The organism is Gordonia cholesterolivorans (genome assembly GCF_039531975.1).
In the GTDB taxonomy this organism is placed as follows: domain Bacteria; phylum Actinomycetota; class Actinomycetes; order Mycobacteriales; family Mycobacteriaceae; genus Gordonia; species Gordonia sihwensis.
This window is the reverse complement of sequence record NZ_BAAARB010000018.1, coordinates 26175-40536: the sequence shown is the minus strand read 5'-3', so window position 1 is coordinate 40536 and position 14362 is coordinate 26175. Positions and strand designations below refer to the sequence as shown.

Genomic DNA, 14362 nt, shown 5'->3' with positions numbered 1-14362 from the left:
CCTACACCACCCGCTTCAGGCGGTCACCCGGGTCATCGCCCAGGTCCAGCACCTCGTTGAAGCCGTCGACGAGGCACTCGGCGAATAATTCCGGCTCGGTGACGGCGGCGGCGTCGAAGTTCAGGCCGAGGCACGCCGTGCCGTTGTGCGTGATCATCGTGGCCATCACCGCGCAGCCGGGCAGCGGGCCGAAGGGGAACATCCGCTCCACACGGGCGCCGGCGACGAACGTCTCCCACGGAATCCCCGGCACATTGCTGGCCTGCAGATCGTTCTGCGACGTGGTGCCGCTGAACTGCGCCAGCAGCGGGCCGGGCAGCCAAGCCGCCACCGGCCCGATGGTGTTGAGGATGTCGACCGCGGGCTCGGCGCGCGCCGCGCGGACCTGCTCCCGGATGGTCAGCACACGCTCGAACGGGTCGTCGATCCCGATCGGTCCCGCGAGCCGCCCGACGGCGATCCGGTTTCCGCCATCGGGATCGCCGGGTTCACGGACCGAGATGGGGATCGCGACGGGAATCGTGTCGACCACCGTCCCCATGCTCTCGTGGTACCGCCGGAAGCCGCCGATCAGGCCGCCGAGGTAGACGTCGTTGATCGACGCGCCGGTCGCCGAACTCACGGCGCGCAGCGCGGCGAAGTCCACCTCGAACGCACTGAACCGCCACGAGAGGCTGCGAGCCGCCAGCAGCGGTGATCCGGGCGGACTGATCATTCCGGCGACTCGCGGAACCGATCGGCCGTACCGAAGCACTCGGCGCAGGGTCCGCTTGGGATCACCGATCGCCCGGACTCCGGCGACGGCGAGTCCGGCCAGTTTCGGCAGCCGGCGGATCTCCTCTCCGATCTGGCGGCTCAGCACGTCGAGAGACGACAGATCCCCGGGTGCGGGGGCGGGCGGCTGCGGCTTGCCCGGTATCGGCTCGCGGCTGGTGGAATGCAGTTGCGCGAGAACGAGAATCGCACCGAGTCCGTCGGTGAGAGCATGATGCGCCTTGAAGAAGTACGCGGTCTTGCCGTCGGCCAGCCCGTCGATGAGGTAGCCCTCCCACGGCGGTCGAGCCGAGTCGAGCGGTGTCATCGCCAGCTGTTCGCAGAGGGTGAGGACCTCGCGCATCGATCCGTCGCCGGCCACCCGGACGCGCCGCAGGTGGTAGTGCAAGTCGAAGTCGGGGTCCACCTCCCAACTCGGGGTGCCGGTGCGCAGCGGCGATTCGATCACTCGCTGACGGAACCGCGGCGCCATCCGGCTTCCCCAGTCGTGCGCCGCCACGAGCCGATCCCAATCCGGTTCACAGTCGTAGACCTCGAGCATCGAGATCGTCGACCGCAACCGGCGGTCGGCGTCGCCGCGCCACATGACCGTGTCGACCGCACTCATCTCCGGTTCGGTGCCCCATGCAAGAGGCCGGTCCACCACCGGCTCGCGCGGTGCGCCGGAATCACTCGTCACCTTCGGACTCCTGCCACTCGAAGACTCCCATCGTCCTGGTCATCCGGCCGTCGTCGAACGCGGTGACCGGCCAGTCGGCCAGCGCGTCCAGGAACTGCTGTCGCACCTGGCTCGCGTACTCGCCGACCTTCTCGGGCACCCACGAGGAGGTGTCCACCGGCGGCAGCACTCGGACCTCGACCGTGCCGGGTTTGATCAACTGCGCTCCGCGCCACATCAGCTCGCCCGCGTTGCGCAAGACCACCGGCACCACCGGCACGCCGGCCTGCATGGCGATGTGGAACGGTCCCTTCTTGAACTCACCGATCCGCGGCGTCGCCGACCTCGTCCCCTCCGGGGCCACGACGAGCGAGAACCCCTCGTCGACCACCTTCCGGACCACCGGTTCCAACTGTTCGATCGCCCGGCCGGCGTCGGCGCGGTCGATGAACGCCACACCCCCGACCTCCAGGATTCTGCCGAACAGCGGCAGGTCGCGGATCTCCTTCTTCGCCACCCCCGTGGCCTGGCCGCGGATGAGATGGATCATCACCGGGAGATCGAGCTTGGACTGGTGGTTGAACACGAAGACGCACGGTCGAGCCGACTGCAGATAGCCGCCTCCGTCGAGGACGTCCACCCGGACCCCGGCGAGTGCGAAACCGGTGTCGATCCCCGACGAGACAGCCTTCTGCATCACCTGCGTGCCGTCGTCGCTGAGCACTCCCCTGGCGAATCCGACGGCGGCGCCGCCGAGAAACGAGCCGTAGAAGGCACTGGTGCGGGCGAGCATGCCGAGCCTGTTGTGCGACGGATTCCGCAGTTCCAGGATCGGCCAGCCACGCGATTCGGCGACCGCCCGCAGCCCCCGCTGGGGCGACACCGCCGCCGGATGTCCTACCGCCTCCAGATAGGGCACATCCTCGTTTCCGTCGCTGTAGGCGAACGACGACGCCAGGTCCAGATCGTGCTCGGCGGCCAGGCGCCGCACCGCGGCGGCCTTGCCGGGGCCCCACAGAGGTCTGCCGAGGATCTTGCCGGTCGCGATCCCATCGATCACCTCGACGTCGGTCGCGAGCGCGTCGTCGGCATCGATCTGCCGGGCGATGGGCTCGATCTGAAAGCGCGTGGCCGAGGACGCGATCACGATGCGGTGTCCCTTGGACCGGTGCGCGCGAATGATCTGCCACATCTGCGGCCGCAGCTTGGACGCCGTGTCCTCTTTGAACAGCCGCTCGCCCATCGCCAGCAACTCGGCGTAGGTCTTGCCCGCGAACGCCGGCCGCGTGGCTTCGAGCACCTCGGCGAAGTCCTGCTCCGACGAGCAGCCGCGCAGGGCGATCATCAGTCCGTCGAGGAGTTCGCCGGGCGTGAACTCGAGGCTGCGCAGACGCGCCCGCAGGATCGCCGTGGCCGAGAACCCCTCGATCAGCGTGCCGTCGTAGTCGAAGAAGGCACAGACCCGCCCGCCCTCGGGCGCGGACCGGATCGCCCGCAGCCGCTCCGCCAGCGCACTCATGCGTCCGCCTCCCGCGCTGCGGCCTGCGCCGCTTCGATCTCGGCGATCCGGGCGAGCCTGCACCGCATCTCCTCCACCTCGTCGAGCCAGGCTCTGCGGCGGGAGGCCACCTCGCTCGCCGAATCACCGTGCACCGCGCCACGGTTGTCGGCCAGCCGGTACGCGCCGTCGTACAGTTCCCGGGACACCGAGTCCTTGCTGTGCACCACGCCCTGCAACGACAACTGGCGGCCCAGGCCGAGACACTCGGTCAACACCTCCTCCTTGTCGAGTTCCTCGGATCCGAGGGCGACCAGCCGGGTCGCCACCACCAGCTGCGCGTCGAAGAAGGTCTGCAGCGTGCGGCGGGCGAACAGTTGCCCCGCGCTCGCCAGCAGCGCCGCATGCACCCATTCCTTGGTCCGCCGGTCGGTCCGCCAACCGGGAGCGAGCAGATCCATCTCGGCTCCGAGCCGATGGAGGAACTCCTGCTTGGCGGGGAAGAAGAACTCGAACTTGAGCAGATCGCGGATGCGGAGCACCTCCTGCTGCGCGGGAGCGAGCAGCCCCTCGTCGGCGCCGGCCTGCGCGTCGGGCGCCGGGCCTCCCTCCACCACGTCGCCCGCCGACACGGCGAGCATCCCCAGTTCGACGATCGCCCGGCCGACGAAGTGGTGCAGCGCGCCGTTGCGGTAGTAGGCGGCGACCGCATGATTGTCGGGGGCGATGGACCACACCTGCTCCGGGCCGCCGTCGAAGGTCTCGAGGACACCGGCGTCGGTGAGTTCGCGGAGCGTGGTGAGCAGCCCGAGCCCGCGGCACAGCGACGGGTCGGGGCCGGGCAGGCCGCGGGTGTCGATGTAGGTCAGCAACGGCGCCAGAATCACCTCGATCTCCCGCGCCGTGTACGCCCGGTCCGCGGCGCCGAGCAATGCGAACCCGGCCAGAGACGTCGCCGAGATCGGAGTCGCGGCGTTGATCTCGTCCATGACCTTGAACGCGACCTTCTCCAGGCGTGCCCGCCCGGTCCCCGCCTCGGCCAGCGCTTCGCGGAGCGAGAACGGTTCACCGAACCGGACGCGGGCCTCGCCGCGATACGTCCGCTGGGCGCGAGCGTACTTGAGCAGCCACTTGAGGTCCTCGGGACTCTTGGTGCCCCCGGCCGACTCCTTCGCCATGGCGGCGATCTCCGGAAGCTGGTCGTAGACGATCGAGGTCGGCACCACCACCACGTCCGCGGCGTCGAGCGCCTCCACAGCGTCCGCGACGTAGGCGAGCAGACCGAGCATCGGCGGCCGCAGCTTGCCGGTCCGGCTTCGGCCGCCCTCGATGTACCACTCCAGATTGAAGCGCTTCTCGACGATGAAGGAGAGGTACGAGCGCATCGCCAGCTTGTAGACCGGGTCGGCGCCGAACTTGCGCCGGATGAACACGGTGCCCGCGCGGCGGGCGATCGGTCCCATCGGCCAGAACGCCAGGTTCTCACCCCCGAGCACGAGGTTCGGCGGAAAGTCGTGCTGATGCAGCACACTGGCCAGGATCAGCGAGTCGACGTACGACCGGTGCGAGGGCAGGAACACCAGCGAACTCGACTTGTTGACCGAGCGCAGACGTCCGAGGGTGTCCAGATCCGCCGACACCGACCATGCGCGCTCGTAAAGTCCGCTGAAAGTGGAGGTGAAGACGTCGCGGACCAGTCTGCTCTGGGTTGCGACGAAGGCGCTCATCTTGTCGGTGGCCTCCTGCGCCACGGATGCGGCGGACCGCCCGAGTTCGGCCGCGAGTTCGGCGGCCGCGGCCTGGAATCTGGCCGACGAGCTGATCTGCTCGGCCACCAGTCGCGGCACCTTGTACCGGGTTCCGACGAGTTCGAGTTCCGCGCGCTCGGCCGAGATCGCGGCCTGCATGCCGACGAAGCCTGCGAACGACGTCCCCTCGGCCTGCCGCTCGTCGTAGCGAGCGCCGAGTTCGGCCACTGTGGCGGGGACGCCCTGCACCACGCGGACCCGATCCGGTCCGTGCCTGCGGATGGCCGCCTGCCGGAAGGCCGGTGGGCGCCGCGGATTCGAGAGCACGATCGCGTCGGCCAACGCGACCTTGCGTTCACCGCGACGCACCGGCGGCAACCACACCACGCGCGCCGGAATCAGGGTGGTGTCCGGATCGAGAGCGGCCACGTCGACGTCCTCGAGCCTGACCACGCCGACACCCGGATGATGCTTCGCCGCCCACTCGTCGAGGATCTCCTGCTCCACTCCGGTCCGCACCTGCGCCAGTACGATCGCGCTCACCGAATCTCCTCGTCCGACGATCTGCCCCCGGACACGGCTGAGTTCCGGCGGGAACTGAATTGTCGCCGATCGCGGATCGGTCCGGGGCGGTATTCGATGCCGTTCGGTATTCCGGTCGAGCCGGCACCAAACACTCCCGCCGGTCTTGATCGTCTGATCTACTCGATCGTGTGAGTGTTTCGACCTCCGCGCCGCCGGTGTCACGCCGGGTCACCGCGGGCTTCGCGGCCGGCAGTCTGGGAACCGGTGGCTTCGGCGTGCTGCCCGGACTGGTGCTGGCGTACTACCTCACGGACACTCTCGCGGTCGGCGCCCTGCTCGCCTCGGCGATCGTGGTGATCCCCAAGATCGTCGACGTCCTGGTGAACCCGCTGATCGGCGCTCGCAACGACACCGCGTTCGCCGCCACCGGATCCCGCACGCGGTTGATGTGGATCGGCACCCTCGCGATCGTGCCGACGTTCATCCTCACCTTCGCCGCACCGACGGCCGCGCCGCCCGCGGTGGCCGCACTGTGGGTGCTCGTCTTCTTCACCACCGCTGCCGTGGCCTACGCCTGCTTTCAGGTCCCGTACATCGCGCTGCCCACCGATCTGACGCCCGACTATCACGCGCGCACACGTCTGATCTCGGCGCGGATCGCGGTTCTCGCGCTGGCGATCCTGTTGATCGGCGCGGGCGCTCCCGCGGTCCGCGATGCGCTCGGGGGCGGCGCCGCCGGTTACGCGGTGATGGCTGCGGTGTCCGTGGCCGTGATCGCGGGAGGCATGGCCGTCTCGACAGCAGTCGCCGGCGCCGCGGGCCGTCGGGCGCCGATCCGGGCGCGGACCGCGACGCACGCGGTGGGCGGAGCCGCGGCGTTCCGGGCCGTCCGCGATCATCACCACTATCGGGTCCTGTTGTCGGTCTTCGTGATTCAGGCGCTCGCGAGCGCGGTGATGCTCGCCGGAGCGCAGTATCTGGCGACCTACGTCCTCGACAGCTCCGCCGCGCTGACCCCGCTGTTCGTCGCGCTCGTGGCACCGGCGCTGCTGGTGATGCCGCTGTGGGTCCGTGTGGGACGACGTTTCGGGAAGCTGCGCGGTCTGTACGCGGCGTCGGCGTTGTTCCTGCTCGCGGACGTGATCCTCGCTTTCGCGATCGCGGCGCCGGGGGCGTGGGTCTTCGGAGTCCTGGCGATCACCGGCGTCGGCTACGCCGGCATGCAGACCTTTCCGCTCGCGATGCTTCCCGACGTGATCGACGAATACTCCGCGCGCACCGGCCGCGAGCAGGGCGGCGCCCTGTCCGGCCTCTGGACCGCGGGCGAAACGCTGGGCATGGCCGTGGGACCGGGTCTGTACCTGCTGGTGCTCGCGGCCACCGGGTTCGTCTCGTCGACGGCCGACACGGTCGCCGATCAGCCGCGCAGCGCGATCATCGGCATCACCGCGGGATTCTCGGTGCTGCCCGCAGTCCTGGTGACGCTGAGTCTGGTGCTGCTGACCCGCTACGAGAGGAGACACCCGTGACGAGCCGCGACCCGGACGAGGTACTGGCCAGACTGCGCCGACTGCGCGAATCCGACGCGCCGACCCACGGCGGCCGGATCCTCTCCTACGTGTACGACAGCGGGCTGGGCGTCCTCGACCGGCTGGCCGCGGACGCAGCCGAGCTCGTCCGTCCGGTGAACGGACTCGATCCCACGGTCTTCGGATCGGTCGCCGCGATGGAACGCGATCTGATCGAGTTCTCCCGGAGCGCGTTCGGCTCCCCCGACGCCGTCGGGACGGTCACCTCCGGCGGCACCGAGAGCTGCCTCCTCGCCGTCGCCGCGGCCCGCCGGACCTCCGGGCTCCCGCGCGGGCACGGAAATGTGGTCGCGCCGTCGACGGCGCACGCCGCCTTCGACAAGGCCGCCGAACTGCTCGGCGTCGATCTACGACGAGTTCCGGTGGATCCCGACTCCACTCGACCGTCCGCCGCCGACGTCGCCGCGCACGTCGACGACGAGACCTTCCTGCTGGTCGCGTCCGCTCCGAACTATCCGACCGGAACGATGGACCCGATCGCCGAGTTCGGCGAGCTGGCGCTCGAACGCGGGCTGCCGCTGCACGTGGATGCCTGTCTCGGCGGCTTCGCACTCGCCTGGTGGCCCGAACCGTCCGATCCGTGGGACCTGTCCGTGCCCGGTGTCACCAGCCTGTCCGCCGACTTCCACAAATACGGCTACGCCCCGAAGGGCGCGTCCATCCTGTTGCACACCGATCGGGATCGGCACCGCGCCGGCTACTTCGCCACCGCGGACTGGCCGGGCTATCCGGTGGTCAACCCGACGCTGCTCGGGTCGCGATCGGCCACCGGCACCGCCGCAGCGTGGGCGATCACCCAGTTCCTCGGCCCCGAGGGGTTCGCCGGACTCGTCGGCGACATCGCCGCCGCGCGCACGGTGCTCCTCGAGCAGGTCTGCGCCATCGACGGGCTCCGGGTGGTCGGCGACCCCTTCGGTCCGGTCTTCGCGGTGGCCGCCGACCACGCGTCGGCGCGGCCGATCGACCCCCACCGGTGGGCCGACGAGGTCCACGCGCGTGGATTCACCCTGCAGGCGCAGCCCCGCTACCGGCAGTCCGACGGCTCCGAACTCGCCGCGAGCACCCACCTGACGATCACTCCGGTGACCCGGACGGTGGCGGCCGAGCTGTCGGCCGCGATGGTCGACGCCGCGACCGCGGCTCGTGCACTTCCGCCGATCGACGCACCGGGCCCGCTCCGCGAGCTGGCCGCGGCGTTCGAGTCGGGAGCCGTCACGGTCGAGGACGCCGTCGGGCTGGACTCGGCGGCCACCGAGGCCGTGCTGATCGGAGCGGGGATCGACCCGCACTCCGACCCGGCGCGGTCGGAGGAGGCGCTCGACATCGGCGCCGTGATCGCCGCCATCGACCTCCTCCCCCGACCGGTGACGGCGAAGATGCTCATCGAGTTCCTCGCCGCCTTCACCAATCCGCCGCCGGCCGGGACGGGCACTACAGTGCGCGCGAGATGATCTCCTTCATGATCTCGTTGGTGCCGCCGTAGATCATCTGGACGCGGTTGTCGGCCCACATGCGGGCGATCGGGTACTCGTTCATGTAGCCGTAGCCGCCGAAGAGCTGCAGGCAGGTGTCGGCGACCTGCATGGCCTTCTCGGTGGTCCACCACTTCGACATCGCCACGGTCGGGATGTCGAGTTCTCCGCGCAGGTGCTGCTCGATGCAGTCGTCGATGAACACCCGGGCGACGTGTGCTTCGGTCGCGACCTCGGCGAGCTTGAACTTGGTGTTCTGGAAACCGTAGATCGGACGGCCGAAGGCGGTGCGCTCCTTGGTGTACTCGAGCGTCTTCTCCAGGGCGACCTCCATTCCCGCGACGGACGCGACACCGATGATCAGGCGCTCCTGCGGAAGCTGCGTCATCAGCTGGATGAAGCCCAGCCCCTCCTGGTCGCCGAGCAGATTCGACTGCGGCACACGCACACCCGAGAAGTTCAGCTCGGCCGTGTCCTGGCCGCGCATGCCGACCTTGTCGAGGATCCGGCCGCGGCTGAAGCCCTCGCGGTCGGTCTCGACCAGGATCAGCGAGATGCCCTTGGCGCCCTCGTTGGTGTCGGTCTTGGCGACGACGATCACCAGATCGGCCTGGCCGCCGTTGGTGATGAAGGTCTTGGAACCGTCGATGACGTAATCGTCACCGTCCTTGATCGCCTTGGTCTTGACGTTCTGCAGGTCCGATCCCGTTCCCGGCTCGGTCATGGCGATCGCACCGACCACCTCTCCCGAGGCCATCTTCGGCAACCAGTGCTGCTTCTGCTCCTCGGAGCCGTACGCGAGCAGGTAGTGCGCGACGATCCCGTTGTGCAGGCTCTGGCCCCATGACGAGTCGACGGCCCGCGCCTGCTCCTCGATCAGGACCGCCTCGTGGGCGAAGGTGCCGCCGCCGCCCCCGTACTCCTCCGGGATCGACATGCAGAGCAGGCCCACCTCGCCCGCTTTGAGCCACAGATCGCGGTCGACGTGGTGCTGCTCGATGAAGCGTTCGGTGTTCGGAGCGAGCTCCTTCTCGCAGAACGCGCGCGCCATGTCGCGCAGCGCGGTGAGTTCCTCGGTCTCCCACGAAGGACGTCGTGCCATGAGTTGAGCTACCTATCTCGAGTGCGGTGTTCGACGCTGAGCGTGCCGCCCAGCCCTACCGGCGACTATACAGTCGTACCGTATTTTGAGTGCCTCGCGAGCTTAACATCGCTCGATGTCAACGTCGCGTCCGGGGCGGCGCCGACCGCCGCTCCGACCACCCCGCGCACAACCGGAAACGCCCGGAACCAGGCGGTCCCGGGCGTTTACGGGGACGAGAGATGCAGGTCAGGCGTTGCCCTTAGACCACGTCGACCAGGGGATGTTCCAGTCGCCGAGACCGTCGGTGCCGGGCAGTTCGGGCCCGATCGTGTTCTTCACCGTCACCGGGTCGCCGCGCAGCGTGTTCCGGACCACCCAGAGGGCGTCGTCCGGGCTGAGGTTCAGGCACCCGTGGCTGGTGTTCGTGTTGCCCTGCGCCCACACCGACCACGGAGCCGAGTGCAGGTAGATACCGCTGTACGACATCTGGGTCGCGTAGTCCACGGGGGTGCGGTAGCCGTCGGCGGAGTTCGTCGGGACGCCGTAGGTCGAGGAGTCCATGATGATGTGATCGAGACGGTCACCGATGATGTAGATGCCGTTGTCGGTGGGGGCGCTCTCCTTGCCCATCGAGGTCGGCATGGTCCGGATGACCTTGCCGTCGCGCTTGACGGTGACCATCTTGGTGTTGTCGTCCGCGAACAACTCCATCTGGCGGCCGACCTTGAACGACGACGAGACGTTCTCCTGGCCGAAGAGCCCGTCGCCCAGATCGATTCCGAAGGTGTTGACCTTCACGCTCACCTTGGTGCCCGGCTTCCAGAAGTGCTCGGGACGCCAGCGGACCTCCTGGTCGCTGATCCAGTAAAAGGCGCCCTCCACCTTCGGGGTCGAGGTGATCTTGATGGCGGCCTGAGCCGCCTTGCGGTCCGGGATCGCCTCGTCGAAACGCACACCGATGGTCTGCGCGATACCGACGGTCTCACCGTCGGGCGGGCTGATGTACGCCTGCGTCACGTTGTTCGGAGCGCGGGTGGTGAAAGTGCTCTTGCTGGTCGTGGTGCCGCCGACGCCGATCGCGTCCGCGGTGACCGTGTACGACCTGTCGTATCCGAACGGCTCGGCACTGGTCCACTTGGTGCCGTCCTCGCTCAGCACGCCCTTGATCGGCGTGCCGTCCGACTTCGGGATGTTGACATTGCGGATGGTGCCCTCGGTCGCGGTCACGACGATCGGCGCACCCGGCTGGACGCCCACCTCACCCTTCTGCAGAGGCTTGCCCGACTCGTCGGTGAACGCGAGTGCAGGCTTGATCATGTCCCCGAACTCACCGTTCGCGTGGACCTGACCGTCATAGCTGCTGCAGGACGAGATCAGCGCGATGGCGGCAAGCATGGCAAAAACGGCAGTGACCTTGGCCCCGAACCGACGGCCGCGCATCCGACGAAAACGCATTGTGCTCCCAAGAAGAATTCAGCGGGCTCCGCAGAGACGGAGCCTGTTCCGGCTGCCCATTGTACGAGAGGCGCCAGACCGCCTGCACCTCGGACGCGTGTGGAGCGCCACACATCATTCACGCGAACGACCTGCGCACGTTCCCGGCGTCGAGCGGTCGTCCCGGACGGCTCAGGCCGCCGACTCCGCGAGCGGGCGGCGGTCGCCGGTCCCGTCGGCGCCGCCGGCGTCGGCGACGCGCCCGGCCGAGCGGTCCACCTGCGCGAATCCCGGCCGAGCCGAGCCCGCGAAGGAGCGGAACCAGGACAGCACGGCGCCGACCCTGTTCCGGAATCCCACTAGGTAGAACAGGTGCACCCCGAGCCACGTGAGCCAGCCGAGGAAGCCGGTGAGCTTGATGCCGAACGGCGCGTCGACGACGGCGTTATGGCGGTTGATCACCGCCATGCTGCCCTTGTCGAGGTAACGGAACCGGGTGCCGCGGACCGTGTCACCGCGGATCATGTCGGCGGCGTGACGGCCCTGCTGCATCGCGACCGGACTCTGGCCGGGCAGCCTGTCGAGGCTCGTCATGTCGCCGATCGCGAAGACGTCGGCGCGGCCGCCGACCGTGAGGTCGGGGTTGATGAGCAGTCGTCCGGCGCGGTCGGTCTCGCATCCGGTCGCCTCGGCCACCACCTGCGCGAGTGGCGTGGCCTTCACTCCAGCCGACCACACCACCGTCCGCGCTCGCAGAACCCGCTCGGTTCCGTCGGCGGCCCGGACGGTCACCGCGTCGCCGTCGATATCGGTCACGACGGTCTCGGTCATCACGTCGATTCCCGACTTCTCCAGCGTCTTGCGCGCGAAGTCCGACAACTTGCCCCCGTACACGGGAAGGACGTCGCCCGCCCCCTCCACGAGGTGGACGGTGGCCGGCGCGTCGGTGAAATAGCGCAGGCCCAGCTCTTGGATCTGGCCCGCGATCTCGACACCCGTGGCGCCGGCGCCGACGACGACGAAGGTGTGCGCGGTCTCGTCGGCGAGCGGAGCCTCGAAGCAGTCCAGCAGGTGCGCCCGCAGATCGATCGCGTCGTCGCGCGTCTTGAGCGAGAAGGTGCTCTCAGCCCACTCGTCGTGGCCGAAGTATCCCTGGCTCGCGCCGGCGGCGACGATCAGGAACTCGTAGGCGATCTGCTCGCTGCCGTCGTCGGTGCTGTAGGTGATCACCTTGCGCTCGGCGTCGAGCGCGGTGACGTAGCCTTCCACGACGTCGATCGACTTCTTGTCCGCGAGAACATCGGCGATCGACGGCGCGATCTCCTGCGCCGGGAGGACGCCGGTGGCGACCTGGTACAGCAGCGGCTGGAACAGATGCTCCGGCGTCGCGGAGATCAGCACCGTCTCGACCTTCGACTTCGCCAGCTGCTTGGCTGCCGCCAATCCGCCGAATCCCGAGCCGATGATCACGACCTCGGTGCTGCGCATGTGCCTCATCTCCTGTGCGTTGTCCGCCAATTGCTTTCACTGATCACAGTGCCGGATAGCTACGTTGCCCCTCAACCCGATTGACCACTCGTTTACCGATGACATTTATCTGTTCTACTCATACAGTGAGGGAATGGAGTTCCGGCAGCTCGAGTACCTGACCGCGGTCGCCGACACCGGCGGCTTCTCCAAGGCCGCCGAACGGTGTTTCGTCTCGCAGTCGGCGATCAGTCACCAGATCGCCGCGCTCGAGCGCGAGCTCGGAACCGAGCTCTTCGACCGCTCCACCCGCCGGGTCCGACTGACCGAGGCCGGCGAGACCCTGCTGCCACGCGCGCGGGAACTGCTGGGCTTGCGCGATGCCGCGATCGCCGCCGTGAGCCCACAGCCCAACCGGATCCGGATCGCGGCGAACATGTCGTTCGCCGGTTCGGCGCTGGCGGCCGTGTCGGCGATCCGCGACCGGCATCCGGACGCAGAGATCGACTTCCTCATCAAACCCTTCGCCCAACGGATCGAGGCCGTCGCCGCCGGCGACGCCGACATCGCACTGATCCGCGGCAGCCTCGACCACGAGGGTCTCTACCTCGATCCGCTGTGGATCGAGCAACCCGTCGTCGCATTCAGTCCGCGTCACCGTCTCGCCAAGCTCGGAAGGCCGCCCCGGCCCGAAGAACTCGCCGAGTACCCGCTGCTGCTCCCGCCGATCGAGAAGCAGGTTCTCCTGCACCGTCTCGTCGAGCGAGTCTTCGCCAAGGCCGGAGTCGCCACCCTGCTCGGTCCCGAGATCCGCGACGGACACCCGGTGACCTTCGATCTCATCAACCGGCCGGAGTCGTGGACGCTGCTGTACGAGGATCTCAAACAGCCCGGCATCATCTGCAGGCACAATCCGGCGTTCACGCTGACGGTCTCGGCGGCGCTGCGCACCGACGCCGCACCGAACCCACTGGTCGCCGACCTGCTCACCGAACTCTCGGGAGGGTATCGGCGCGGCTGACCGGGGGAGCAGGCCCTGGGAACGAGAAGAGCCCCCGTCGAACCGAGTGGTTCAGACGAGGGCTTCTACTGTGCGCCATCAGGGACTCGAACCCCGAACCCGCTGATTAAGAGTCAGCTGCTCTGCCAATTGAGCTAATGGCGCTTGGCCTTGCTGCATCGCCGTGGCGGTCTGCGCCGCTGCGGCCTTGCGGAGAAAACATTAACACCATGGTTGCCGAGATTAAAAATCGGCTGGTCAGATGCAGTTTCGCGTCATCTTCCGCGGTTGCAGCACGTGCGGCTCAGCGGAGGATCTTGCGCACCACCACGACCGCGACGAGCGCTCCGACGGCGATGAGTCCGTACTTGACCGGCGGACGGCTCACGATGGCGACGGCCTTGGTCTTGGCGTCGTCGGCCAGCCGCTGCGGATTAGCTCGCTCCACGAGCTGGTCGAGCGTGCCGGCGAGTTCCTCGCGGGCCTTCGTGATCTCCTGCTCGATGCGTGCGGTTTCGTCGGCCACTGCGATCCTCCGTGATCTGTCGGGACGTATAGACGGCTGTACGCTGCGCGAGTACACAACGGTTCTGAGCCTACAGAGTCAGACGTCGATTCGAATCCGATAGCCTGGCCGTATGTCTGCCAATGGACGACTTTCGGTCGGAGACAAGGCCCCTGCGTTCACTCTTCCCGACTCGACGGGCAAGCCGGTCTCGCTCTCGGACTACGCCGGCCGCAAGGTGATCGTGTACTTCTACCCGGCCGCGATGACGCCCGGATGCACCAAACAGGCCTGCGACTTCCGCGACAACCTGGCCGAACTGAACGACGAGGGCATCGACGTCATCGGTGTCTCGCCCGACAAGCCGGAGAAGCTGGCCAAGTTCGTCGAGCGGGATCAGCTCACGTTCCCGCTGCTGTCGGACCCGGAGAAGGAGGTCCTCGCCGCGTGGGGCGCCTTCGGTGAGAAGAAGCTGTACGGGAAGATCGTCAACGGCGTCATCCGCTCCACCTTCCTGGTGAACGAGGACGGAACCATCGGTGCCGCGCAGTACAACGTGCGCGCGACCGGCCATGTCGCGAAGCTGCGCCGCGACCTGTCGATCTGAT

11 protein-coding genes and 1 tRNA gene are annotated in these 14362 nt (G+C 68.3%); 4 read left to right on the top strand and 8 right to left on the bottom strand.

Translation table 11 applies throughout. The annotated features are described in order from the left end of the window. Position 1: 1 nt before the first annotated feature. Genes ABFX36_RS14945 through ABFX36_RS14935 form a run of 3 tightly spaced genes read right to left on the bottom strand, consistent with a single transcriptional unit; the run spans position 2 to position 5221 of the window. Positions 2 to 1453, bottom strand: coding sequence for a wax ester/triacylglycerol synthase domain-containing protein (locus ABFX36_RS14945; protein ID WP_375002203.1), 1452 nt, complete (start codon positions 1451 to 1453; stop codon positions 2 to 4). Beyond that, complete coding sequence (locus ABFX36_RS14940) at positions 1443 to 2951, bottom strand: HAD-IB family hydrolase (protein WP_006896550.1); 1509 nt, start codon at positions 2949 to 2951, stop codon at positions 1443 to 1445. The genes ABFX36_RS14945 and ABFX36_RS14940 overlap by 11 nt, the downstream gene beginning before the upstream one ends. After that, the gene (locus ABFX36_RS14935) at positions 2948 to 5221 is read right to left on the bottom strand and encodes a glycerol-3-phosphate 1-O-acyltransferase (protein WP_006896549.1); all 2274 of its coding nucleotides are present in this window, start codon (positions 5219 to 5221) and stop codon (positions 2948 to 2950) included. Before ABFX36_RS14935 ends, ABFX36_RS14940 begins: the two co-directional genes overlap by 4 nt. 170 nt (positions 5222 to 5391) lie before the next feature. Between ABFX36_RS14935 and ABFX36_RS14930 the strand changes: the two genes are divergently transcribed. Both ABFX36_RS14930 and ABFX36_RS14925 read left to right on the top strand, forming a co-directional pair. Then, the gene (locus tag ABFX36_RS14930; protein WP_006896548.1) at positions 5392 to 6732 is read left to right on the top strand and encodes an MFS transporter; all 1341 of its coding nucleotides are present in this window, start codon (positions 5392 to 5394) and stop codon (positions 6730 to 6732) included. After that, positions 6729 to 8243 (top strand): pyridoxal phosphate-dependent decarboxylase family protein, encoded by a 1515-nt coding sequence (locus tag ABFX36_RS14925; protein ID WP_006896547.1) that lies wholly within the window; start codon positions 6729 to 6731, stop codon positions 8241 to 8243. The genes ABFX36_RS14930 and ABFX36_RS14925 overlap by 4 nt, the downstream gene beginning before the upstream one ends. Here ABFX36_RS14925 and ABFX36_RS14920 read toward each other — a convergent pair. The 3 genes from ABFX36_RS14920 to ABFX36_RS14910 form a co-directional block, all read right to left on the bottom strand. Then, on the bottom strand, positions 8224 to 9366 hold the full coding sequence (locus ABFX36_RS14920) for an acyl-CoA dehydrogenase family protein (RefSeq protein ID WP_006896546.1): 1143 nt from the start codon (positions 9364 to 9366) through the stop codon (positions 8224 to 8226). The two genes, ABFX36_RS14925 and ABFX36_RS14920, sit on opposite strands and share 20 nt — an antisense overlap. Before the next feature lie 228 nt (positions 9367 to 9594). Further along, positions 9595 to 10803: a L,D-transpeptidase gene (locus ABFX36_RS14915; RefSeq protein WP_006896545.1), complete on the bottom strand. Its 1209-nt coding sequence runs from the start codon at positions 10801 to 10803 to the stop codon at positions 9595 to 9597. Between the two features lie 171 nt (positions 10804 to 10974). Next, complete coding sequence (locus tag ABFX36_RS14910; RefSeq protein ID WP_006896544.1) at positions 10975 to 12270, bottom strand: NAD(P)/FAD-dependent oxidoreductase; 1296 nt, start codon at positions 12268 to 12270, stop codon at positions 10975 to 10977. Between the two features lie 133 nt (positions 12271 to 12403). Here ABFX36_RS14910 and ABFX36_RS14905 point away from each other — a divergent pair, with 133 nt between their 5' ends. Further along, complete coding sequence (locus tag ABFX36_RS14905) at positions 12404 to 13270, top strand: LysR family transcriptional regulator (protein ID WP_278126966.1); 867 nt, start codon at positions 12404 to 12406, stop codon at positions 13268 to 13270. 71 nt (positions 13271 to 13341) lie between these two features. Here the strand turns inward: ABFX36_RS14905 and ABFX36_RS14900 are convergent. Together ABFX36_RS14900 and ABFX36_RS14895 are read right to left on the bottom strand one after the other, a co-directional pair. Continuing rightward, a tRNA-Lys gene (locus ABFX36_RS14900) sits at positions 13342 to 13414 on the bottom strand. Between the two features lie 139 nt (positions 13415 to 13553). Further along, entirely contained in the window at positions 13554 to 13775 is a 222-nt protein-coding gene (locus ABFX36_RS14895) for a DUF3618 domain-containing protein (protein WP_006896542.1), read from the bottom strand. Positions 13776 to 13887: 112 nt separating this feature from the next. Here ABFX36_RS14895 and bcp point away from each other — a divergent pair, with 112 nt between their 5' ends. Further along, positions 13888 to 14361 (top strand): thioredoxin-dependent thiol peroxidase, encoded by a 474-nt coding sequence (gene bcp, locus ABFX36_RS14890; RefSeq protein ID WP_006896541.1) that lies wholly within the window; start codon positions 13888 to 13890, stop codon positions 14359 to 14361. Position 14362: the final 1 nt, after the last annotated feature.

Bases quoted from the DNA above. Each gene is read 5' to 3' on its own strand.
- ABFX36_RS14940 (WP_006896550.1), bottom strand. From the start codon at position 2,951: ATGAGTGCGCTGGCGGAGCGGCTGCGGGCGATCCGGTCCGCGCCCGAG.
- ABFX36_RS14920 (WP_006896546.1), bottom strand. From the start codon at position 9,366: ATGGCACGACGTCCTTCGTGGGAGACCGAGGAACTCACCGCGCTGCGC.
- ABFX36_RS14915 (WP_006896545.1), bottom strand. From the start codon at position 10,803: ATGCGTTTTCGTCGGATGCGCGGCCGTCGGTTCGGGGCCAAGGTCACT.
- ABFX36_RS14910 (WP_006896544.1), bottom strand. From the start codon at position 12,270: ATGCGCAGCACCGAGGTCGTGATCATCGGCTCGGGATTCGGCGGATTG.
- ABFX36_RS14905 (WP_278126966.1), top strand. From the start codon at position 12,404: ATGGAGTTCCGGCAGCTCGAGTACCTGACCGCGGTCGCCGACACCGGC.
- bcp (WP_006896541.1), top strand. From the start codon at position 13,888: ATGTCTGCCAATGGACGACTTTCGGTCGGAGACAAGGCCCCTGCGTTC.